We start from the raw sequence: 20,417 nt of genomic DNA, 5'->3' as shown, positions 1-20,417 counted from the left end.
GCTACCCCTAAAAACGCGCGGATTCCGGGGCGACGCCGTCTGGAACTGTCGGTGCGTCAACTGCTGGGGCGAAAAAGGCGGCGTTCGAACGCTCAGTTGCTCGTCGTCTCCGGGACCTCGATGTTCCCGGCGATGATCTCGTCGCGCGCGTCCGCCACGGCCGTCGTGATCTCCTCGGGCACCTCGCCGCCGATCTGGTCGCCGTAGACGCACTCGACGCCGTTGGATTCGAGCCCGAGCGCCGTCGTCGAGCCGCCCTGGTGGTCGTCGTCGATGACGTTCGAGATCGACTCGTACACCGCGGTGTCGACGCGTTTCACCATCGACGCCAGGATGACGTCCGCGAACGACTCGTTGGAGACCGACTGGTCCTGGTCGACGCCGAAGGCGAACCGACCCTCCTCCTGTGCGGCCTGGAACACGCCGACGCCCGTCGCGCCCGAGGCGTGGTAGACGATGTCCGCCCCGCTCTGGTACATCGACAGCGCCGCCTCCTGACCGCCCGTGGGGTCGGCGTAGCTGCCGACGTAACTCGTGGTGACGTCGACGTCGTCGGTCGCGTAGTCGACCCCGGCCTCGAAGCCGGCCTGGAACCGGCGGATGACGGGGCTGTCGACGCCGCCGACGAACCCGACGTTCGTCGAGTCAGGATCGGTCTCGCCGGCGCCCGCCGAGAACTCGGTCTCGGTCAGGTGCCCGGCGAGCACGCCCATCAGGAACGAGCCCTCGTGCTCGCGGAACAGGTAGCTCGCGACGTTCGGCTCGTCGACCACGGTGTCGACGATCATGAAGTCCTGGTCGGGGTAGTCGGGCGCGGTCTCGGTGAGCGCGTCCCCCTGGTTGAACCCGATGGTAGACACCAAGTCGTACGCGGGGTCCGTCGACCCGGCGTACTGCTGCTGGAACTGCTCGAACTCGCCGGCGCCGTCCGGCTCCGACTCGTCGTAGGCGATGCCGAACTCCTCTTCGGCCTGAAGGATGCCCTGCTGGGCCGCGTCGTTGAACGAGTTGTCGCCGAGGCCGCCGTCGGAGTAGACGATGCCGATCCGGGCCGGCACGTCGCCGTCGCCCCCGTCGCCCCCGTCGCCGCTCGGGCCGCCGCTACACCCGGCGAGGCCGACGAGGCCCGCTGCGCTTGCCGCCTTGATGAACCGCCGCCGATCGAAGTCGGATGCCATCTCACTCGTAACCCCGTCGGAACGCGGCATAAATTCGTCGTTCCCCGCCGCACCGAGGTGACACGTTCGTGAAAACAGCCGGCCGAATTACGGGGTAAACGCCGGTCGATCCCGATTTCCGATCCACGAACCCGGATTTTTCACGGTCGTGAACGGGGACAGACCGTCCGTCGCCTACGCCGCCGCGACCGCGTCCTCGACGACGCCCTCGACCTCGGCGACGAGGGCGTCGACGTCGTCGCTCTCGGCGTACACGCGGACGTACGGCTCCGTCCCGGACGGTCGAACGAGCGTCCACGAGGCGTCCTCGAACTCCAGCCGGACGCCGTGGTCGGTGTCGACGGCGGCGTCGGGGAACGCGTCGGGCAGCGTCGTCTCCAGCCGGTCCATGGCCGGCCCCTTCGCGTCGTCCGGACAGGAGACGCTCACCTTGCGGTAGGGTCGCTCCGTGATCGGCGCCCGCAGCGCGTCGAGCCCCTCGTCGGCGACGAGGCGCGCGATCACCGCCGCGGAGGCCACGCCGTCGATCCACCCGCCGAACGCGACGTGGATGTGCTTCCACGGCTCGGCGGCGAAGACGACGCGGGTGTCGTCGCCCACCTCGCCGGCGGCGCCCGACTCGCCGACCGCGCCCGCTTCGCCGAGGGCGCCGGCCTCCGCAGCGTCCTCCCGGACCGCCGCGATCCCCTCGTGGAGCGCGCCGAGCCGCACGCGCTCGACGCGGCCGCCGGCCTCCCGGACGCGCTCGTCGATCCGACCGGAAGCGTTCGGCGTCGTCACCACGACGGGGTCCGCGGCGTCGCTCTCGCGCGTGTACCGCTCCGCGAGCACAGCGAGGACCGTGTCCTCGTGGACGACCTCGCCGTCCGCGTCGACGATGACGATCCGGTCGGCGTCGCCGTCGTGGCCGATGCCGAAGGCGAACCCCTCGGCCTCGCCGTCGCTCTCCGCATGGTCGTCGACGCCGTCGCTCCCGTGGCTCGCCGGCCGTCCCGGGTTCTCGACCCCCTCGTTGGCGTCCGCGACGAACGCGCGGAGGTCGGCGAGGGTCTCCGGCGTCGGCTTGCTCCCCCGACCGGGGAAGTGGCCATCGACGTTGCCGTTGAGCGTGACGACGTCGGCGCCGAGCTCCCGGAGGACGGTCGGCGTCGCGGGCGCGCTCATCCCGTTGCCGCAGTCGACCGCGACCCGGAGGCCGTCGAGGGGCGCGCCGAACTCCGCGGCGTACTCGCGCACGTCGGCGAGGTAGCCGTCGAGCGGGTCGGTCCGGGTCGCCTCGGTCCACTCGTCCCACGGGGCGACGCCCTCCTCGTCGACCACCCGCTCCTCCACGGCGCGCTCCGCGTCGCGGTCGAACTCGGTGCCGTCGCGGAAGAGCTTGATCCCGTTGTCGGTCGGCGGGTTGTGCGAGGCGGTGAGCATCACGCCGTAGCGCCCCTGCGAGGCGTGCGCGAGCGCCGGCGTCGGGAGTCGCCCGGCGCGGCACACGTCGACGCCGCCCGCCGCCAGCCCGGCCTCCATCGCGGCCGCGAGCGCCGGCCCGGTCACCCGCCCGTCGCGGGCGAGGACGACCGTCGGCTCGGGGCTCGACTCGGAGGGGGACTCCTCGCTTCGCGATCGGATCTCGGCGCCCACGGCTCGCCCGACGGCGAGCGCGAGCGCCGGCGTGACGCGCTCCTCGACGCCGCCGCGTATCCCGGCGGTTCCGAACAGGTCCATGTCGCCCACCTCGGCGCCCGGGAGTTAGTAGGCGTCGGTTGCGGGCGCGGACGGGTCGACTGAAGTCGGTCGCGGTCGGGTCGTTTAAGCGGGCCGCGGTCCCAACGTCGGCCGATGACCGACCGCGTTCGCGCGCACGTCTTCGTCTCGGGCCGCGTTCAGGGCGTCTTCTACCGGGCGAGCACCCGCGACGCCGCCCGCGAGGCGGGCGTCGACGGCTGGGTGCGGAACCTCGACGACGGCCGGGTCGAGGCCGTCTTCGAGGGGCCCGAGGGGGACGTCCGCGACATGGTGGCGTGGTGCGAGACGGGAAGCGAGGCCGCCGAGGTCGAGGACGTCGACGCCGAGTACGGCGAGCCGGAGGGCGCCGAGGGGTTCGAGATCAGGCGGTGACGCGAGCGGATCAGTCGTCGTCCGCGGCCGCCGACTCTCCGGTTCCGGCGGCGCCCTCGGCGCCGCGACCGGGCCCGTCCCGCACCCCGAGTTCCTCTAACGCGCGCAACACGACGACGGCCTCGACCACGTCGCGCTCCTCGGTGTAGGGGTCGTCGACCGCGTCGAGGGTCGCCTCGGCCTCGCGCGCGAGCCGCCCCTCCAGCTCGGTCTGGTCCGTCTCGGCCTTCGTCGCCGACAGCAGCGCCTCGTGGTCCTCGCGGAGGTCCAAGGAGACGTGCGCGGCGTTACACCGCGAGAGTGGATGCGTGTCCATCTCGATCGCGAGGTCGCTGACGAGGTCCCAGTCATCGGCGCAGAACCGGAGCGTTACCGTGCCGACCACGTCGCGCCACGAGATCGGGTCGCCGTTCTCCATGAGCCGGAGCGCCCGCGGCGGCACCGCGATCCGCGTGTGCGTCTCCTCGCGGCCGCACAGACAGCAGGGAGTGTTCTTCAGTCCGGCGTACACGTAGATCGCTACGCGCCGGAGAGGGGTGTGCGTTTCGGCGGCGGAACGCGTTCGCGGCGATTCGTTGATAATAGACACGAGCGGTCGCGGCGCTGATTTATAAATAAACGACGCGGTGGCGCGCCTGCGAGCGGCCGCCATCGGCGGCCGCGAGCCAGCCCGCGAGGGACGCCGCGAACGCCCGCAGGGCGTGAGCGGCGAGGCTGGGGAGGCGTGAGGCTGCGGTGCTGTGCGGTCGGGGTGGGACTCAAAGGGGCAGCCGCGAGGCCGGCGTAGGCGACGCAAGCACTGGAAGGAGCGAACGGAGTGAGCGACTGAAGCGCGTGGTTCGAGAGAGCGAAGCTCTCTCGTCATCCCGAAAATCGAAGATTTTCGGGCGACAGCGAGCGTACGCCGGCCTCGCGGCTGGGGCTTTGGAGGTGTCATCCGTCGATCTCCGGTCAATTATTTATAAGCGAGCGGCTGGGGCTTTAGAGGTGTCATCCGTCGATCCACAGTCAAGCATTTATAAAAGAGCGGCTGGGGCTTTGGCGGTGTCCGCCGCCTATCTGCTGACAGCGTTTTATAAATAGACAGCCATCGCCGCTGTGATTACTTATAAAGACTCGGCGAGACCGTTACTCAGATCTCACGCGTCACATTCGGCCAACCACTCGTGGGCCCAGTCGTCGATCTCCTCGAAGACGGGGGCGAGCGACTCGCCTTTATCAGTTAAACTGTAGTACGTCGCCACCGGCGAGTCCTCCTCTAACCGCCGGTCGACGAACCCGGTCTCCTGGAGGTCGTCGAGCACGCGCGAGAGCGTCCGAGCGTTCGCGTCCGTCTCGCGCTTCAGTTCGTTGAACCGCGCCTCGCCGTTCAACAGCTCGTGGAGGACGACGAGCCGCCACTGCGATCCGATCTGCTCGATGGAGTCGATGACGGGGCAGGGGGTCTCGGGCGTCGTCGCCTCTGCCGCCGCGTCAGCGCCCGAATCAGCCGCCGCGTCAGCGCCCGAATCAGCCGTCTCCGCCGAAAGGTCCTGTGATGACATCGGTGTTACCTACTAACCGTATTGTCCGGGAAGCGATAAATAGGTTACGTCCGTATAGCAGGTTACACGATGTTAGCTGAACTCGCGACGTTACCGCTCCAGTTCGACGCCCCCCTCGCGGGCGAACTCTTCCTGCTCGGCCGGATCCTGTTCGGCGCGACGCTCGCGTTCATGGGGCTCAACCACTTCATGGACCTCGAGACGATGGCCGGCTACGCCGAGTTCAAGGGGCTCCCGGCGCCGCAGTTCTCGGTGATCGCCTCCGGCGCCGTCCTCGTCCTCGGCGGCCTCGGCGTCGCGGCGGGCGCGTTCCCCGTCCTCTCCGCCGGCGCGCTCGCCTTCTTCCTCCTCGTCTCCGCCGTGACGATGCACGACTTCTGGTCGATGGACGACCCCGAGGAGAAGCAGAACGAGATGACCAGCTTCCTGAAGAACGTCTACGGCGCCGGCGCCGCGCTCGCGCTGCTCGCCGTCGGCGGCAGTGCGTGGCCCTACGCGGTCGGCCTCGGCCTGTTCTAAGTCGCATACGCGAGCTTTCCCAACCGACGCGCACGCGCCGTTCCCCTTTCCAACCGCCGTCCGACGACCGCGTCGAGCCGCCAGCACGACTAACTACCTTCCCGACGAGCGTTCACATAGACCATGACCGACGCGCCGCCGACGACCGGGCTCCACCACGTCACGAACATCTGTACCGACATCGAGGAGACCACCGCGTTCTACGAGGACGTCCTCGGCTGGCACACGGTCAAGCGGACCCAGAACTACGACGACCCGGGGACGCCGCACTACTACTTCTCGCCGACGCCCGAGGGCGAGCCGGGCACCAACGTCACCTACTTCGAGTATCCGGACTCGCAGGGGACGCCCGGCCCGGGCGCGAGCCACCACTTCGCGTTCGGCGTCGAAGACGAGGCGACCCTGAAAGAGTGGCAGGCGCACCTCGAATCCCACGACGTCGAGGTCTCCGAGGTGAAGGACAGAACCTACTTCAAGAGCATCTACTTCACCGACCCCGACGGGCTCGTCTTCGAACTGGCGACGCGGGGGCCGGGCTTCACCCGCGACGAGGACGACCCCGGCAGTCAGGTCATCGATCCGTTCGAGAAAGGTTACGAAAACTGAGACGCCCGACGCCGCAGCGCCCGAGCGACCCCCGGGTCACTCTCCCTCTACCAGCGCCGCGAACCGGTCGAGCGCGCGCCGGCAGACGGGAACGTACGGGGCCGCGATAAGCGGGACCTCGATCACCGCTCGACACCGGTCCGGATCTCCCGCGTACCGGTCGACGCGGTGCCCGGTCGCCGGGACCCGCGCGACCTCCCAGTCCCACCGGAGCCGCGTCGCCGCCGTCACCCGGAACGGGACCCACGCGCCCGCGACCCTGACCCTCCCGGTCGTCCCGGTCTCGACGTACCGGTCCGCGCTCTCGACGTCGCGGACCGACGGGCTCCAGTCGGGCCACCGTCGGGTGTCGCGCAGCGCTATCGCGGTCGCCTCCGGCGGCGCGTCGACGTCGCGGCCGACCGCGAGCGTCGCGCCCTCGCGGACCACCGAACCCCGGCCGTCGCCGTCGCACTCTCCGGTCGCGTCGCGGTTTCCGAACACGCGAATGCCTCCGGCGGCGGCCACCCTCACCGCTGCGGTCCGCCGCTCGTATCCGCACGTCCGTCCGGTTTCAGGCGTCGAAACCGGCGCTAATTCGCAGTTCGTCCACCGGCCGAGTCGTCGCGGCGACCTTCGATATTAATACCTTATATGGTATCAGGACTCATTATCTCTTTCCACGAAGGGTTAATACGGGGTTCGGAGCTACCGGAGAGCAATATGGCAAGCGACCGCGACACCATGAAAGACGTCTCGCACACAGCACCGAACGACACCTCCGCGGAGGCCGTCTGGGAGCGAGGGCGGGGCCCAGTCGAGGAAGAGGAAGAAGAGGAGTAACGACCGTCGTCTTCTGCGGCACCGCCTCGTCGGCGAGCGACGCAGCCGCCGCCCCGCCGACACCCTCTTTGGCGTCCTTTTTAAATACGGGCCATGGTCGGAGTTCCACTCGGGGTGGCGGGAGTCGCGGCGGTGATCGTGTTGCTTGCGTTCAGCGCGTTCTTCTCGAGCTCTGAGACGGCCATCTTCTCGCTGCCGGCCGAGTGGTTCGAACGGCAGGCCGCCACGGACGACCCGCGGGGGGACGTGCTGAAGAAGCTCCACGACGACCCGCACCGGCTCCTCGTGACGCTGCTCGTCGGGAACAACGTCGTCAACATCGCGATATCCAGCATCGTCACCGTCCTGATCGCCGGGTACCTCCCGTCGGGGGCGGCGATCGTGGCGACGACGCTGTGCACGAGCTTCCTCGTCCTCGTGTTCGGCGAGATCGTCCCCAAGGCGTTCGGCCTCGGGAACGCGGAGTCCTGGTCGCTGCGGGTCGCGTCGCCGGTCCGGTTGGTCGAGCGGGCCCTCTCGCCGCTCATCACGCTTTTCGACGGGATCACCCGCCGGATGAACGCGTACATCAGCGGCGACGCGAACATCGAGAAGCCGTACACGGACTGACCCGCCGCCGGCCGACGTTCTCGCCGCCGATAACCGCGGGCGTGGGTTTAACCCGGCCGCCGCCGGACCCGAGCCCATGATCGAGGCCTCGGGGCTGCGGAAGACCTACGGCGACTTCGCCGCCGTGGTCGACAGCGACTTCGCCGTCGAAGAGGGCGAGGTGTTCGGGATCGTCGGCCCGAACGGGGCCGGGAAGACGACGACGCTCAAGGTGCTCGCCGGCCTCGTCGAGCCGACGGAGGGGGAGGTGACCGTCGCCGGGTTCGACGCCTCGGACCCCGAGATGCGGCGCCACCTCGGATTCCTACCCGAAGAGTCGCCGCTGTACGAGGAGATGACCGCGCTGTCGTACCTCCGCTTCTTCGCCGACCTCTACGACGTGCCTCGGGAGGTCGCCGACGAGCGTATCGAGGCCGCGCTCGACCGCCTGGAACTGGACCACCGCGAGCGCCGCCTCGGCGACGTCTCGAAGGGGATGAAACGCAAGGTCGCCATCGCGCGCTCGCTCGTCAACGACCCGGACGTGCTGGTGTACGACGAGCCCGCGTCCGGGCTCGACCCCGTGACGACGAACTCCGTGCTGGCGTTCACCCGCGAGCTGCGCGAGACGGGCAAAACTGTCGTCTTCTCGGCGCACAACCTCTACCACGTCGAGTCCGTCTGCGACCGCGTCGTGGTGATGAACGAGGGGCGCATCGTCGCCCGCGGGAGCGTCGACGGGATCCGCGAGCGACACGGCGAGACGACCTACCGCGTGTTCACGGACGTCGAGCCGACCGCGACGCCCGCGCTCGCGGACCTCGACGCGACGACGGAGGAGGTCGGCGACCGCTTCCGGACGACCGTGCCGAGCATGGACGCGGTCGCCGCGGTCCGCGAGGCCGTCGGCGACGCCGGCGGCGAGGTCGTCGACATCCGGAGCCGCGAGCCGAGCCTCGAAGACGTGTTCCTCGACATCGTCGGGCGGCCGATGCCCGGACGGTACACGGGCGACCTCGGCGGTGATGGAACCGACGCCGAGAGCAACGCCGACGGCGATGGCGACGGCGACGGTGACGGCGACGGCGACGGCGACGGCGACGAATCGGAAACCGAGACGACGAAGACGGCGACGACGGAGGCGACCGAGTGATCGACGGGTTCCGCCGCGTCGGCCGACGGCTCGCGGTCGGCGTCCGCCGCGTCCTCCGAGTCGCCAGGTGGGAGTCCGCCCGCGCGTCCGGGGGCGTCGACCGCCGGACGCTCGCGGCGGGGGTCGCCCTCCTCCTCGTCGCCGGCGGCGTCGTCGGCGTCGGCGTGGCGACCGGCGTCGCCGGGCTCGACGTCGACCAGGACGTGTACCGGGTGGGGGTCGACGCCGAGTCGCCGTACTCGGAGGCGATCGAGGACGCGCCGTCGCTGCGCCCGGTCGCGGCCGGAACGGCGTCGCTCGGCGACTCGGCCGACGCTGTCGTGGTGACCGTGGTGGAACCCGGCTCGGGCGCCGACGGGTCGATCGACGCCGCGGACGTCGAGGAGGTGGTCGTCCGCGCGAGCGACACGCGGAAGGGCGAGGCGGCGGCCGCCTCGGTCCGCGAGGCCGTCGAGTCGCACAACGAGCGGCTGATGCGCGCCGAGCCGAACCGGACGGCCGCCTTCCCGGTCGTCGTCACGCTCCGATACGTCGGCCGGACGACCCCCCTCGACGGGGGCGCCACGCTCGGCGGGAGCGACGGCGGCACGGGCGGTTCGGGCGGACAGAGCGCCGGCGGGACCGACGCGACCGACTCCGACGGAGACGGCAGCGGTACCGACGCGGACGATACCGGAGCTGATGAGTCCTCCGCGACCGACTCCAATGGGGATGCCGACGCCGATGGCCCGTCCGGAGACGAGAGGACGAGCGGCGGGTCCGACGAGACCGACGGCGACGGCAGCGCCACGGACGCCCCCGACACTACCGACGACGGCGCGGGATCGGACGACGACGGCGGCTTCGCGGTGCCGTCCATCGGCGGCGCCGCCTTCGGCGCCGACACGGTCGGTTCCCCGGGGTCGATCACGCCGCCGTTCCCGTTCACCTCGCTTCTGTTGGCGTTCGCCTTCCTCGTGCCGATGAACTTCCTGATCCAGGCGTACGGCTCCTCGATCCTCGACGAGCGGACGAACCGACGCGGGGAGCCGCTGCTCGTCACGCCGCTGTCGCCGGCGGAGATCGTCGCCGGCAAGACGCTGCCGTACGCGGCGGCCGCCGCGGTCGTCACGAGCCTCATCGCCCTCCTCGTCGGCGGCGGGGCGCTCTCGGTGGTCGCCGTGGCGCCGGTCGCGGCGACGTTCCTCGGGGCCACGTTCGTCGGCGCGATGTTCGCGCGCTCGTTCAAGGAGCTCACCTTCGTCACGGTAGGCGTGAGCGTCCTCCTGACCACCTACGCGTTCGTCCCGGCGATCTTCACGAACGTGACGCCCGTCGCGCTCGTCTCGCCGCTGACGCTCGTCGTCTTCGACCTTCAGGGGGAGGCCGTCTCGGCCGGCGAGGTGCTCTTCTCGACCGCGCCGATGGCGGTCGGCGCCGCCCTCCTCTTCGGCCTCGGACTCGGCGTCTACCGCGAGGAGGACATGTTCTCGCAGAAGCCGGTGACGCGGAAGTTCCTCGACGCGCTCGCGGTGCGGCTCTCTGCTGTCCCGGTCGGCGGCGGACGCGGCGTGGCGATCCCCGGTCGGAAGCGGCTCCGAGCGCTCGGCTCCGTCGCCTTCCTCACCGCCTGTACGATCCCCTTCGTGTTCGTCGCGGAACTGCTTGCCGTCGCGGTGCTGTTCGCGCTGCCGGTCACCGTGTCGATCCCGGTGTTGCTCGTGACCATCGCGTTCATCGAAGAGGTCGCCAAAAGTATCGGCCTCTACGCCGGCTTCGAGCGCGGCGTCTTCGAGCGGACCGATCGGGTCGCCCTCGCGGTCGGCCTCGCCTCCGGGACCGGGTTCTTCCTCGCGGAGAAGGCGACCGCGGTCGTTCAGGCGGTGGGGCTCACGGAGCTCTTCCTCGGGCGCGCCGCCTTCGCCGACGTGTCCGGGTTCTCCGGGCTGCCGCCGATCGCACTGGCGGCGCTGTTCTTCGCGCCGCTCGTCCTCCACGTCGCCGCGACGAGCGCCGCGAGCGTCGGCGCGAGCCGCGGCCGGACCGCCTACGCGCTGGCGCTGACGCTGGCGACGCTGGGGCACGCCGCGTACAACGTCGGGGTGGTGAGCCTTGGATAGCCGCCTGACGATCGCCGGGCGGGAGCTCGCCGGGCTGCGCGCCGAGAAGACGATCCTGCTGGCGATCGGGATCCAGCTGTTCATCGCGACCTTCTCGTCGTTCCTCGTCGTCGGGCTCGTCTCGATGTACGACCCGGGTGCGCTCGACGGCGCGGAGATCGAGGTCGCGGCCGCGGGCGACGCGGTCGACGACTTGGAGCGCGCCGCGAGCGAGGTCCCGGGCGCCTCGGTCACGCCGTACGAGGACGCGGACGCCGCGCGGAGCGCCTTCGACCGGAACGCGGCGGACGCGGTGGTGGTCACGACCCGCACGGAGAGCGGGCGGGTGTCGGCCGCCGTCACCGCTCCGGACTCCACCGTGGAGACGACGGTGATAGTGGTGCAGCTGCGCGAGCTGCTGCGGACCTACGAGCTGAACGAGCGCGACGCCCGCGCCTCGTACTTGGAGGAGTCGCCGCTGCCCCTGCCCGACCGGAGCGACACCAGCCCGTACTTCACGTTCACGTACACCGTGTTGATCCCCCTCCTCGTCTTCCTCCCGGTGTTCATCTCGGGGTCGCTGATCGTCGACTCGATCACGGAGGAGTTGGATCAGGGAACCATGGAGCTGCTCCGGGTCGCGCCCGTCACGCTCGCCGAGATCGTCGACGGGAAGGCCGCCGCGGCGATCGGGATCGCTCCGGGGCAGGCCCTCCTGTGGCTGCTCCTCCTCGAGGCGAACGGCACCTCGGTCGCGAACGTCGGCCCGATCTTAGCGCTGATGACGGCGCTGACGACGCTCGTCGTCGCGGTCGCGGTCGGCATCGCGGCGGTCGCGCCAGACCGGCAGGCGGCCCAGCTGCTCTACTCGGTCGCGGTCCTCGTGCTGTTCGGCGGCGCGACGGCGATGGCCGGCGGCCCCGCGAACGCGGTGGCGCGGCTCGCGATCGACAGCGCGGGCGCGACGACGGGCGTCCTCGTGGTCGCGTACGCCGGCATCGCCGCCGCCGCGTACCTCGGCGTGCGGCGCGTCGTCGCGGTCGAGGGGTTCGGTCGCTGAGCGCTCGGGTCTCCGTTACCGACCGAACTCGTCGCCGAACCGCTTCGCGGTCGGGAGCCGCCACCCGCGCGCGACGGCGACGAGCCGGAGGCCGACCGTCACCCCGGCGCACGTCGCGGCGGCGACCCCCGAGGGACCGCCGAGCGCGCCGACAAGCCAGTACGCGAGTCCGCCCAACACGGCGCAGCTCGCGTAGAAGTCCTCGAAGAGGATGAAGGGTGCCCGGTCGAGCAGGATGTCTGCGAGCGCGCCGCCGCCGACGGCGTTGATCGTCGCGACGGCCACGACGCCGAAGGCGGACACCCCCGCGTCCGTCGCGACGATGGCGCCGGTCGTGGCGAACGCGGCGAGGCCGACCGCGTCGGCGACGAGCGTCACCGGGTGTTCGTCGGGGCTGGCGAGCCACGCGCTCAGCCCGACCGCGAGCGCGACGCCGACGAGCCCCAAGAGGATCTCGACCGGCGAGCGGAGCGCGAGCGGCACGCGGGCGACGAGGAGATCCCGGGTGACGCCGCCGGCGAACGCCATCGCCAGCCCGACGACCGCGACGCCGAAGAGGTCGAACTCCTCGCGGACCGCCTTGCTCGCGCCGACGAGGGCGAACGCGACCAGCCCGATCGTGTTCATCGCGGCGAACGGGTCGCCGAACAAAAGCGAGAGGACGCCCCCCGTCATCCCCCGAACGCCCCGAGGCTCGACTGGAGCTCCCGCTCCGGAACCGCGTCGGTCAGCTCGTAGCCGACGAGGTCGCGCGCGTCGACCGCGTACGTCGAGCCGCCGCGGTCGAGCACCAGCACGCGCCCCTTCCAGCCCCGGACGGTCCCCGCGGCCATCGTCTCGGCGACGGGTCGCTCGTCGAGGTCGAGCCCGTAGTCGAACTCGTACCGCTCGATCGGGTCGAACCGGTCGAGGAGCGCCTCCCACGCCGCCTCGTCGACGGATCGGCCGAACCCGTCGAGCTTCGTCGGCACGCGGACGCGGTCGACGAGGTCGTCTCCCGCGGCTAATTCCGCCTCCACCTCGCGGGCGATGCGCCCGTTCGGGAAGGTCCGAATGTGGGCCGCGCGGTCGGCCCCCTGCTCGCGGAGGCGAGTTCCCAGACGCCACTCCCTGGTGACGCCGACCTTCAGCACGTCTGGCGCGAACGCCGCGAGGTACATCGCGTGCGTCTCGTGGCAGTCCATCTCGTCTTTCAGGCACGTCCCGGTGCACCGCGCGCACACCCAGACGTGCGAATGGTCGTCGCAGTACGGCGCGTCCGCCGCGTCGCAGGAAATGTGGTCGCCCTCGTGGACCGTCCCCGCGCAGCGCCGCTCGCCGAGGCCGAAGGCGAGTTCGGTGCCCGGGCCCGCGTCCACGTAGTCGACGGTCCCGCCGCTCGCGACGTAGAGCCCGCCCCCGATCGGTCCGTCCGCCTCGGGGATCGGATCCCGCTCCGAGTCGCCGTCCGCGTCGGGCGAGCCGCTCGCGACGTCCGTCTCGTAGCCGACGACCTGCACGCCGAGGCGTAGGGGTAGCCGGGGCTTATAGGCGTCGTCGGCCGTCCGCCTCGGCCTTCCGAGGGGAACCGTGGCGCGGCCGCCGAGGTATTTTCCCCGCGGGCGTCGCAGACGCGACCATGCTCGACGCTGCGCTCGCGACGGCCGAGACCGACGACGGGGTGGCGCTCTCGCTGCGGATCGAGAACGCGGGCCCGGAGCCGGTGACGCTCCAGTTCCGGACCGGACAGCGCGCGGAGTTCACCGCGTATCCGGCCGACGGGGACGCGGCCGTCGCCGAACGGGACCGGCCCGACTCGGTATGGCGCTACGGCGAGGGCCGGATGTTCACGCAGGCGCTCGGGAGCGAGACGATCGACCCGGGCGAGGCGGTCGGCTACGAGGGGACGTGGCGGGACCCGCCCGCGGGAACCTACCGAGTCGTGGGCGAGGCGACGGCGACGGACAGCGACGTGCGCGCGGAGACCGTCGTCGACGTGGAGTGAGCCGGAATCAGGCCTTCCAGCGCCCTCTCACGACCGAGATTTATAAGTAATACCGGCGTGGGCTCACGGGTATGCGCACGGCAGCCCTCCCTCCGATCGTCGCTGCGGTCGTCGCTTTCGCGGTCAGCGGCATCAGACGACTCTCGCCGATCCTCCTCGAATCGTCCGTCTCGCTCCCCTCGGCCGAGACGCTCTCGACGTACCTCGTAAGCGCCCAGTTTACGGCGTTCCTACTGGTCTACGGCCTGCTGTTCGGCGCCGCGCTCCTCGCCGGCATGGGGGACGCCGACGTCTCCGCCACGTCGACCGCGCTGGCGACGGGCGCGAGCGCGACCGGCTCGTTCCTGCTCGGTTCGGTCGCAGTCTTGTGGTACCTCAGTCCGGACCGCGGCCCGGTCGTCACCGCCGTCTTCGCGCTCGGCGCGAGCCTCGGCGTCGGGGTCCAGTTCGCGGTGGTCGCGTACGCCGGGGTCTCGCTCGGCGAGCGCCGCGGCGAGGGACCGAGCCCGATCGTCCCCTGATCCCGGCGAGTCGGACGCCCGCGTGACTACGACGAGTCCGACCCCTCGCCCCGCGCCGCGCTCTCGCCGTGGACCGCGCGCTCGACCGCGGCCGCCAGCCGCTCGCGCGTGCGGTGGCTCGCCTCGGCGTCCGCGTCGACCTCGATCAGGTGCGACCCATCCTCCTCGTGCGCCCGCGAGACGGCGGCGGCGACGTCGTCAGCGGCCGCTCCCGCCCGCTCGGCCGGGCTTTCGCCGCGGTCGGCGAGCGCGTCGGGGCGCGCGTCGATCCGAGCGTACTCGAGGCCGTGGAGCTCCGAGAGGGGCTCGAAGTCGAGGCCGTGGGGCGTCTTGAACGACTCGGAGAACGGCGGGTCGAACGACTCGATCGGGAGCTTGTGGAAGATGCCGCCGCCGTCGTTGTTGACCGCGACGACCGTGACGTCGACGTCGCAGCGGTCGACCGCGAGCAGGCCGTTCGAGTCGTGGTACAGCGCGATGTCCCCGACGACGAGCGTGAGGTCGTCGGTCGTCCCGCTGCCCGCGCCGAGCGCGCTGGAGACGATCCCGTCGATGCCGGAGACGCCGCGATTGCCGAGCGCGGTGACGTTCGCGGTCGTCGGGCCGACGAACCGGTCGAGATCGCGGACGGGCATCGAGTTGGAGACGAACAGCGTCGCCGGGTCGGGGAGCGCGCTCGCGACCGCGCGGAGCGCGTCGCCCTCGTGGAAGCCGTGTTCGCTCCCGTCGCCGTCGCGGACGGCGTCGCCCTCTCTCGCGTGAACCGCCTCGGAGACTTGGTCCGCCTCCTCCCACTGCGCGCGCCAGTCCGGATCGCCGCTCCCGCCCGCGACGAGCCGCGAGAGGCGGGCGCAGAGCCGGCTCGGCTCGGCGACGACGAGGTCGGTCGCGGCGAACTCGGCCTCGCGCCAGCGCCCCGCGGGATCGACCTGGTACTGGTCGGCACCGGTCCCGGCAAGGTACTTGCGGAGGCGCTTCGAGGTGGGCGAGGCGCCCAGCCGGAGGACGAGGTCCGGGTCGGCCCAGCCGTCGGTTTCACCGGATTCTCCCTCGTCGCCCGCGAGGTCGGCCGAGAGGTACGCGTCGTAGTTTCCGATCACGGGGGCGACGCGCGTGTGTCCGCCGTACCGGAGCCCGGAGAGCGGGTCGGCCAGCACGGGGAACCCGGTCGCGTGCGCCAGCGCCGTGACCGACTCGGGGTCGATCCCCGGCGGGTCGGCGGGGCCGGCGACGATCAGGCCGCGGTCGGCGTCGCCCAGTTCGGTCGCGAGCGCGCGCAGTTCGTCGTCGCCCGGCTCGGGCGCACCGGCCGTCACGTCGACGTAGGGGCCGTCGCGCCCGCGCTCGGCCGCCTCGGAGAGGTCGTCGGGCACGTCGCCCGGGACCGGCGTCGGCTCCAGCGGCTTTTTAAATGGGACGTTGAGGTGGACCGGCCCCTGGTCGGCGCCCTCGGCGGTCGCGACGGCGCGGGCAACGGTGGTCCGCAGCGAGCGGAGCGCCCGGTCGTTCGCGGCCGGCTCCGGGAGGTCTCTATAAAAGCGCACGGCGTCGCCGTACAGCTTCTCCTGGTCCGCGGTCTGGTTCGCGCCCGAGTCGCGGAGTTCGGGCGGCCGGTCGGCGGTGAGCGCGAGGAGCGGGACGCGCGCCTCGCTCGCCTCCATCACGGCGGGGTGGTAGTTGGCGGCGGCGGTGCCCGAGGTACAGATCAGCGGCGTCACGCGGCCGGTCCTGCGGGCCCGGCCGAGCGCGAAGTACGCGGCTGAACGCTCGTCCAACTGGGAGAACACGGTGAGCTCCTCGTGGCCCGCGGCGGCGACGGTCAGCGGCGTCGAGCGGCTGCCCGGCGAGGCGACGACGGCGTCGACGCCCGCGGCGACGAGCTCGTCGACGAGCGCGGTCGCCCACAGGACGTTCCGGTTCGGCGCGGTCATTACCGCCGCTTCGGGCGCCGGCGTAAATACTCCGGCGGGTTCGACCGAGCGGCGAGTGCGTGCTGGGTCGACAGCGGGGTCACTCCGACTCCGATTCCGATTCCGATTCCCGCCCGGTCACCTTCCGGATACACGAGGAGCCGAACGGCCCGAGTTCGCCGGCGTCCAACTCGATGAAGTGTCCCGTCGAGATCGACGCGCCGCAGCGCCGACACTCGAAGTCGCCCTCGCGGGCGACGACCTGGCTGTCGTACTCGACGTAGGTCCCGTTGCGGCGGACCCGCAGCCGCGCGCCCTCGCGGTCGATGACGCCGCGCTTCTCGGCCGCGTCGAGGATGTCGCGGGTGAGCGCCGGGCTCGTCGTGATCGTCTCGATCCGGTCGACCGCGGCGGCGAGGTCGAGCTCCTCGCGTTCGAGGTGGGCCAGCAGCTCGACGCCGAGTTCCAGCTTCTCCTCGCGGGTCGACGGCCCCGTCACGGCCGGCGAGACGGCGCGGCCCCTCTTAAGTCGGCTGGAAGGCGGCGGGACCTCCGGACGCGGTGCGAGTTCCGGCGGCTCCGCGGACCGGCAGATTCACGTCGGCCGGCCGACACCTCGGACCGTGGTCAGATCCCGCGACCGGTCCCGTCGACGCCCCGCCTACCGCCGCCGCCCCAACGAGTTCTACTGGCTGTGGATCGCGGCGACCGCGACGTACGGCGTCGGCGACGTTGTCTCCACGATCGCCTTCCTCCGATACGTCCCGACGATCGAGGAGGCGAACCCGGTCGTGCGGGTCGCGCTGGAGTCGTTCGGCCTCTCCGGGCTCGTCGCGCTGAAGATCGCCGTCTACCTCGTCATGCTCTGGATCAGCGTCGAGGGCGCGCGCGAGGGCGACGGCCTGCTGTACTATTTCCCGCCGGTGCTGCTCACGGCGACCGGGACGTACCTCACCGCGAGCAACGTGCGGCTGCTGTGGCTCTCCTGAGGGGCTGACCGCGAGTTCCGGCGTTCGCCCCCACCGACACCGACTTTCCCGCGCGGCGCCGACTCCCCGTATGCTCTCTGACACCCCCGGGCTCCACCACGTCACGGGGATCGTCGGCGACGCGGGCGCCCACGCCGACTTCTACGGCGAGACGCTCGGGCTCCGCCTGCTCCGCCGGACCGTGAACTACGAGGACCGCCTCCAGTACCACCTCTACTTCGGCGACGCGACCGGCTCGCCGGGCTCCGTGTTCACCGCCTTCCCCGACCCGAACGCCGACCCCGGGCGGACCGGGAAGCCCGGCTACGAGGCCGTCGCCTTCGCGGTGCCGCCGGGCTCGCTCGACTACTGGCGCGACCGGCTCGCGGACCGGGGCGTCGAGGCCGGGCCGCTCGACCCGGACGCGCGCTTCGGCGACCGCGGGCTGACGCTCGCGGACCCCTCGGGGACGCGGGTCGAACTGGTCGCGACGGAGACCGCCGAGCCGGACCCGTGGACGGACGGCCCCGTGCCCGCCGAACGCGCGATCCGCGGGCTCCGCGGGGTGACCGCGCTCCCCGCCGACCCGTACGGCACCGCGAGCGTGCTGGAGACGCTCGGCTTCGAGTACGCGGCCGAGTCGGGCGATCGCGTGCGGTACCGCGCGCCGGGCGACCGCGCGACGGTCGTCGACCTGCTCGACCGCGACGCCGCGTACCTCCGCGAGGGGCCGGGGACGCTCCACCACGCCGCGGTGCGCGTCGCGGACCGCGAGGTGCTGCTGGACTGGCACGGGCTGTTCCGCGACCGCGGGTACGACGTCTCCCGCGTGAAGGACCGCCACTTCTTCCACTCGCTGTACGTCCGCGGTCCCGGCGGGCTCCTCGTCGAGCTCGCGACCGAGGCGCCGACGCCCGACGGGCCTCCGGGCCCGGGGCTCGCGGACCCCGAGGCGACCGGGCACGCGACGGACCTCTACCTTCCGCCGCGGTTCGAGGCGGACCGCGAGCTGATCGAGTCGCAGCTGCCCGCGTTCGACGGGCCCGCGTCGGAGCCGGAGTGCCCTCGATGAGCCGTCGGATATCCGGCGTCTCCGGCCCGCACGCGGAGGCGACGCTCGTCACCGGCGGCGCCCCGGTCGCGGCCGCAGAGGTCGCGGTCGTGCTGGTCCACGGCCGCGGCGGCACCGCGGAGGGGCTCGTCCGCCTCGCCGGCGAGTTCTACCGGTCGGGCGCGACGCTCCTCGCGCCCGGCGCGGTCCGGTCGACGTGGTTCCCGGCCCCGCACGACGCGCCGCAGTCGGCCAACGAGCCGGCGCTGTCCTCCGCCGTGGACTGCGTCGCCAGCGCGGTCGACGTCGCGCGCGACGCCGGGGTCCCGCCCGAGCGCGTCGTCCTCGTCGGCGTCTCGCAGGGCGGCGCGGTCGTCGCCGAATTCCTGCGGCGTCGGCCCCGCGGGTTCGGCGGCGCGTTCGTCGTCTCGGCCGCGCTGCCGGGCGAGGATCTCGCGGGAGTCGAGGTCGAAGGGGTCGTGGCCGCCGCGCGCGACGACGGCCCGCTCGCCGGGACGCCGATCGCGCTCGACGGCAGCGAGGACGACCCGTACGTGCCGGTCGACCGCGTCCGGGCGACCGCGCGCGTCTTCGAGCGCGGCGGCGCCGCGGTCGACCTCCGGATCGATCCGGGCGACGGTCACGGGCTCTCAGACGCGACGATGGAGCGGATCGGCGAGCGGATCGAGGGACTGCTCGGCGACGGCTGAGCCGTCTTCGGTCCCGCGGAGCGCGGTGCGAACCTCGACACCCCGAACGTGTTCGCGCCGCTCGACATGCGGGCGCGGCGTCGAGGGTCACGCGATGGCAGAACTCGACGTCAGAGAGATTCCGCCGAACGAGCGGCACGACCGGATACACGACGCGTTCGCTGACTTAGATCCGGGCGAGTCGCTCACGATAGTCAACGACCACGACCCGAAGCCGCTCTACTACGAGCTGTCGGCGGAGGTGCCCGAGTTCGACGACGAGGCGTACGCCGTCGAGCGCGAGGGCCCGGAGCGGTTCGTCGCCGAACTGCCGAAGGCGGCGTCGGGGTCTGAACCGGAGACGGTCCGGCTCGACGACCTCGACGGCGAGCCGCACGCCGCGGTGTTCCCTGGCTCGGAGCCGAAGACCGTCCGGCTCTCGCTGGCCGCCGGCGAGTCGGTCGCGGAACACGATCACCCCGACAGAACGGTGCTGTTCCACGCGCTGGAGGGCGCCTTCGACGTCGCCCTCGACGGCGAGACGCACCGCGTCGAGGCCGGCGAGTTGCTCCGGTTCGACGGCGAGCGGAGCGTGGAGCCGACCGCGCGCGAGGACGGAACCGCGCTGATCGTGCTGGCGCCCCGAGGCGAGGCGTAAGCGACCGGAGTCTCGCGGCCGGGGGACGGCGCTCGGCGGCCGCGGTCTCCGAACATGTTCGTCGGAATTCCCGCGCGGCTGGGCGACGCGCAGGGCGTTACAACTACCACCCGCCAACGACCGACCACATGACGGACGACACGACACTCGATCGGCGACGGTTCGTACAGGCGACGACCGCCGCGGGCGCGACGCTGCTGCTCGCCGGGTGTTCCGGCGGAAGCGGCGGCGACGGTTCGGACGGCTCCGGCGGAAGCGACGGTTCCGACGACGGCGGCGGTGACGGAAGCGACGGCTCTGATAGCAGCGACGGCGGCGACGGAGGTAGTTCCGGCAGCGACGGCGGCGACACTCAGTACTTAAGTCAGGAGCCGGACTACGGCGGCTGGCTCAGCGGCGCGAACAACTACGAGCAGACCGTCGACGCCACCGGGCGGGACGAGGTCACGATCTCGGTCGGAGCCGGCGACGGGCTCTCCTTCGGTCCGGCCGCCGTCGCGGTGAGCACCGGGACCACCGTCGTCTGGGAGTGGACCGGGCAGGGCGGCGGGCACAACGTCTCCGCCGAGTCGGGCGACTTCGAGAGCGAGACGGTCCAGGAGGAGGGCCACACCTTCGAGTACACCTTCGAGGAGACGGGGACGCAGGAGTACGTCTGTACCCCGCACTCCGCGGTCGGCATGAAGGGCGCCGTCGTCGTTCAGTAACGGTTCCCGCCGACGGCCCACCCGCCGACGCGTTTCTCGGTTAATTCCGGGAGTGAGTATCGCAGATCGACGTCCGCGATATAGTATTTAAATAACCGTGAGCGGCGGCGAGTGCTTATAAAAAAAAGGGTGCGGTGGCGCGGGTCGCGTAAAGTTAGAGGATGAGGCGGTCGATTTCTGAGTGTCTATGCCAGAATTCGACCGCCTCAGCGAACGTATAGCGTGGATCGACTTGTCGTTTGTGGAGCGAGATCGAACTCCGCGTTGGG

The 20,417-nt window shown here is 71.5% G+C and carries 23 protein-coding genes; 14 read left to right on the top strand and 9 right to left on the bottom strand.

Annotated features, from left to right (window positions below; genetic code table 11):
- Nucleotides 1–92 precede the first annotated feature (92 nt).
- Nucleotides 93–1,178: a BMP family protein gene (locus DVK07_RS02575; protein ID WP_121595602.1), complete on the bottom strand. Its 1,086-nt coding sequence runs from the start codon at nucleotides 1,176–1,178 to the stop codon at nucleotides 93–95.
- Nucleotides 1,179–1,352: 174 nt separating this feature from the next.
- Nucleotides 1,353–2,897, bottom strand: coding sequence for a phosphomannomutase (locus tag DVK07_RS02570; RefSeq protein ID WP_121595601.1), 1,545 nt, complete (start codon nucleotides 2,895–2,897; stop codon nucleotides 1,353–1,355).
- Between the two features lie 114 nt (nucleotides 2,898–3,011).
- On the opposite strand from DVK07_RS02570, the gene DVK07_RS02565 reads away from it, so the two are divergent.
- Nucleotides 3,012–3,290: an acylphosphatase gene (locus tag DVK07_RS02565; protein ID WP_121595600.1), complete on the top strand. Its 279-nt coding sequence runs from the start codon at nucleotides 3,012–3,014 to the stop codon at nucleotides 3,288–3,290.
- Nucleotides 3,291–3,300: 10 nt separating this feature from the next.
- Here DVK07_RS02565 and DVK07_RS02560 read toward each other — a convergent pair whose 3' ends face one another.
- On the bottom strand, nucleotides 3,301–3,801 hold the full coding sequence (locus tag DVK07_RS02560) for a hypothetical protein (RefSeq protein WP_121595912.1): 501 nt from the start codon (nucleotides 3,799–3,801) through the stop codon (nucleotides 3,301–3,303).
- Between the two features lie 628 nt (nucleotides 3,802–4,429).
- A complete protein-coding gene (locus DVK07_RS02555; RefSeq protein WP_121595599.1) occupies nucleotides 4,430–4,834 on the bottom strand; it encodes a helix-turn-helix domain-containing protein in 405 nt (134 codons plus the stop codon).
- Between the two features lie 69 nt (nucleotides 4,835–4,903).
- Here DVK07_RS02555 and DVK07_RS02550 point away from each other — a divergent pair, with 69 nt between their 5' ends.
- Both DVK07_RS02550 and DVK07_RS02545 read left to right on the top strand, forming a co-directional pair.
- A complete protein-coding gene (locus DVK07_RS02550; protein WP_121595598.1) occupies nucleotides 4,904–5,353 on the top strand; it encodes a DoxX family protein in 450 nt (149 codons plus the stop codon).
- A 123-nt stretch (nucleotides 5,354–5,476) separates the two neighbouring features.
- On the top strand, nucleotides 5,477–5,959 hold the full coding sequence (locus tag DVK07_RS02545) for a VOC family protein (protein ID WP_121595597.1): 483 nt from the start codon (nucleotides 5,477–5,479) through the stop codon (nucleotides 5,957–5,959).
- Between the two features lie 36 nt (nucleotides 5,960–5,995).
- On the opposite strand, the gene DVK07_RS02540 is transcribed toward DVK07_RS02545, so the two are convergent.
- Complete coding sequence (locus DVK07_RS02540) at nucleotides 5,996–6,442, bottom strand: SRPBCC family protein (protein WP_121595911.1); 447 nt, start codon at nucleotides 6,440–6,442, stop codon at nucleotides 5,996–5,998.
- Nucleotides 6,443–6,874: 432 nt separating this feature from the next.
- Between DVK07_RS02540 and DVK07_RS02535 the strand changes: the two genes are divergently transcribed.
- From DVK07_RS02535 to DVK07_RS02520, 4 genes are all read left to right on the top strand, one after another.
- Nucleotides 6,875–7,390, top strand: coding sequence for a CNNM domain-containing protein (locus tag DVK07_RS02535; protein ID WP_121595596.1), 516 nt, complete (start codon nucleotides 6,875–6,877; stop codon nucleotides 7,388–7,390).
- 76 nt (nucleotides 7,391–7,466) lie between these two features.
- On the top strand, nucleotides 7,467–8,522 hold the full coding sequence (locus tag DVK07_RS02530) for an ABC transporter ATP-binding protein (RefSeq protein ID WP_121595595.1): 1,056 nt from the start codon (nucleotides 7,467–7,469) through the stop codon (nucleotides 8,520–8,522).
- The gene (locus DVK07_RS02525; RefSeq protein ID WP_121595594.1) at nucleotides 8,519–10,621 is read left to right on the top strand and encodes an ABC transporter permease; all 2,103 of its coding nucleotides are present in this window, start codon (nucleotides 8,519–8,521) and stop codon (nucleotides 10,619–10,621) included. Before DVK07_RS02530 ends, DVK07_RS02525 begins: the two co-directional genes overlap by 4 nt.
- Nucleotides 10,614–11,660 (top strand): ABC transporter permease, encoded by a 1,047-nt coding sequence (locus tag DVK07_RS02520; protein WP_121595593.1) that lies wholly within the window; start codon nucleotides 10,614–10,616, stop codon nucleotides 11,658–11,660. Before DVK07_RS02525 ends, DVK07_RS02520 begins: the two co-directional genes overlap by 8 nt.
- Before the next feature lie 15 nt (nucleotides 11,661–11,675).
- Here the strand turns inward: DVK07_RS02520 and DVK07_RS02515 are convergent, their stop codons facing one another.
- Together DVK07_RS02515 and DVK07_RS02510 are read right to left on the bottom strand one after the other, a co-directional pair.
- Complete coding sequence (locus DVK07_RS02515) at nucleotides 11,676–12,335, bottom strand: trimeric intracellular cation channel family protein (protein ID WP_121595592.1); 660 nt, start codon at nucleotides 12,333–12,335, stop codon at nucleotides 11,676–11,678.
- Nucleotides 12,332–13,159, bottom strand: coding sequence for a DUF2797 domain-containing protein (locus tag DVK07_RS02510; RefSeq protein WP_199719401.1), 828 nt, complete (start codon nucleotides 13,157–13,159; stop codon nucleotides 12,332–12,334). The genes DVK07_RS02515 and DVK07_RS02510 overlap by 4 nt, the downstream gene beginning before the upstream one ends.
- A gap of 119 nt (nucleotides 13,160–13,278) precedes the next feature.
- Here DVK07_RS02510 and DVK07_RS02505 point away from each other — a divergent pair, with 119 nt between their 5' ends.
- Together DVK07_RS02505 and DVK07_RS02500 are read left to right on the top strand one after the other, a co-directional pair.
- On the top strand, nucleotides 13,279–13,644 hold the full coding sequence (locus tag DVK07_RS02505) for a BsuPI-related putative proteinase inhibitor (protein ID WP_121595591.1): 366 nt from the start codon (nucleotides 13,279–13,281) through the stop codon (nucleotides 13,642–13,644).
- Nucleotides 13,645–13,715: 71 nt separating this feature from the next.
- On the top strand, nucleotides 13,716–14,165 hold the full coding sequence (locus tag DVK07_RS02500; protein WP_121595590.1) for a hypothetical protein: 450 nt from the start codon (nucleotides 13,716–13,718) through the stop codon (nucleotides 14,163–14,165).
- 26 nt (nucleotides 14,166–14,191) lie between these two features.
- On the opposite strand, the gene menD is transcribed toward DVK07_RS02500, so the two are convergent.
- Both menD and DVK07_RS02490 read right to left on the bottom strand, forming a co-directional pair.
- Nucleotides 14,192–16,096, bottom strand: a complete 1,905-nt coding sequence (gene menD, locus DVK07_RS02495) for a 2-succinyl-5-enolpyruvyl-6-hydroxy-3-cyclohexene-1-carboxylic-acid synthase (protein ID WP_121595589.1) — start codon at nucleotides 16,094–16,096, stop codon at nucleotides 14,192–14,194.
- Between the two features lie 79 nt (nucleotides 16,097–16,175).
- Nucleotides 16,176–16,574, bottom strand: a complete 399-nt coding sequence (locus DVK07_RS02490) for a DUF5830 family protein (RefSeq protein ID WP_121595588.1) — start codon at nucleotides 16,572–16,574, stop codon at nucleotides 16,176–16,178.
- A 124-nt stretch (nucleotides 16,575–16,698) separates the two neighbouring features.
- Here DVK07_RS02490 and DVK07_RS02485 point away from each other — a divergent pair, with 124 nt between their 5' ends.
- From DVK07_RS02485 to DVK07_RS02465, 5 genes are all read left to right on the top strand, one after another.
- Entirely contained in the window at nucleotides 16,699–17,064 is a 366-nt protein-coding gene (locus DVK07_RS02485) for a hypothetical protein (RefSeq protein WP_004595968.1), read from the top strand.
- Between the two features lie 70 nt (nucleotides 17,065–17,134).
- On the top strand, nucleotides 17,135–18,115 hold the full coding sequence (locus DVK07_RS02480) for a VOC family protein (protein ID WP_121595587.1): 981 nt from the start codon (nucleotides 17,135–17,137) through the stop codon (nucleotides 18,113–18,115).
- A complete protein-coding gene (locus DVK07_RS02475) occupies nucleotides 18,112–18,804 on the top strand; it encodes an alpha/beta hydrolase (RefSeq protein ID WP_121595586.1) in 693 nt (230 codons plus the stop codon). The genes DVK07_RS02480 and DVK07_RS02475 overlap by 4 nt, the downstream gene beginning before the upstream one ends.
- 94 nt (nucleotides 18,805–18,898) lie before the next feature.
- Nucleotides 18,899–19,441, top strand: a complete 543-nt coding sequence (locus DVK07_RS02470; RefSeq protein ID WP_121595585.1) for a DUF2249 domain-containing protein — start codon at nucleotides 18,899–18,901, stop codon at nucleotides 19,439–19,441.
- Nucleotides 19,442–19,569: 128 nt separating this feature from the next.
- The gene (locus DVK07_RS02465; RefSeq protein WP_121595584.1) at nucleotides 19,570–20,148 is read left to right on the top strand and encodes a halocyanin domain-containing protein; all 579 of its coding nucleotides are present in this window, start codon (nucleotides 19,570–19,572) and stop codon (nucleotides 20,146–20,148) included.
- The last annotated feature ends 269 nt before the right edge of the window (nucleotides 20,149–20,417 follow it).

It is taken from the genome of Halorubrum sp. Atlit-26R (assembly GCF_003666015.1).
Taxonomy (GTDB): Archaea; Halobacteriota; Halobacteria; order Halobacteriales; family Haloferacaceae; genus Halorubrum.
Note: the sequence above shows the minus strand (reverse complement) of the source record. Positions and strands in the feature narration are given on the sequence as shown.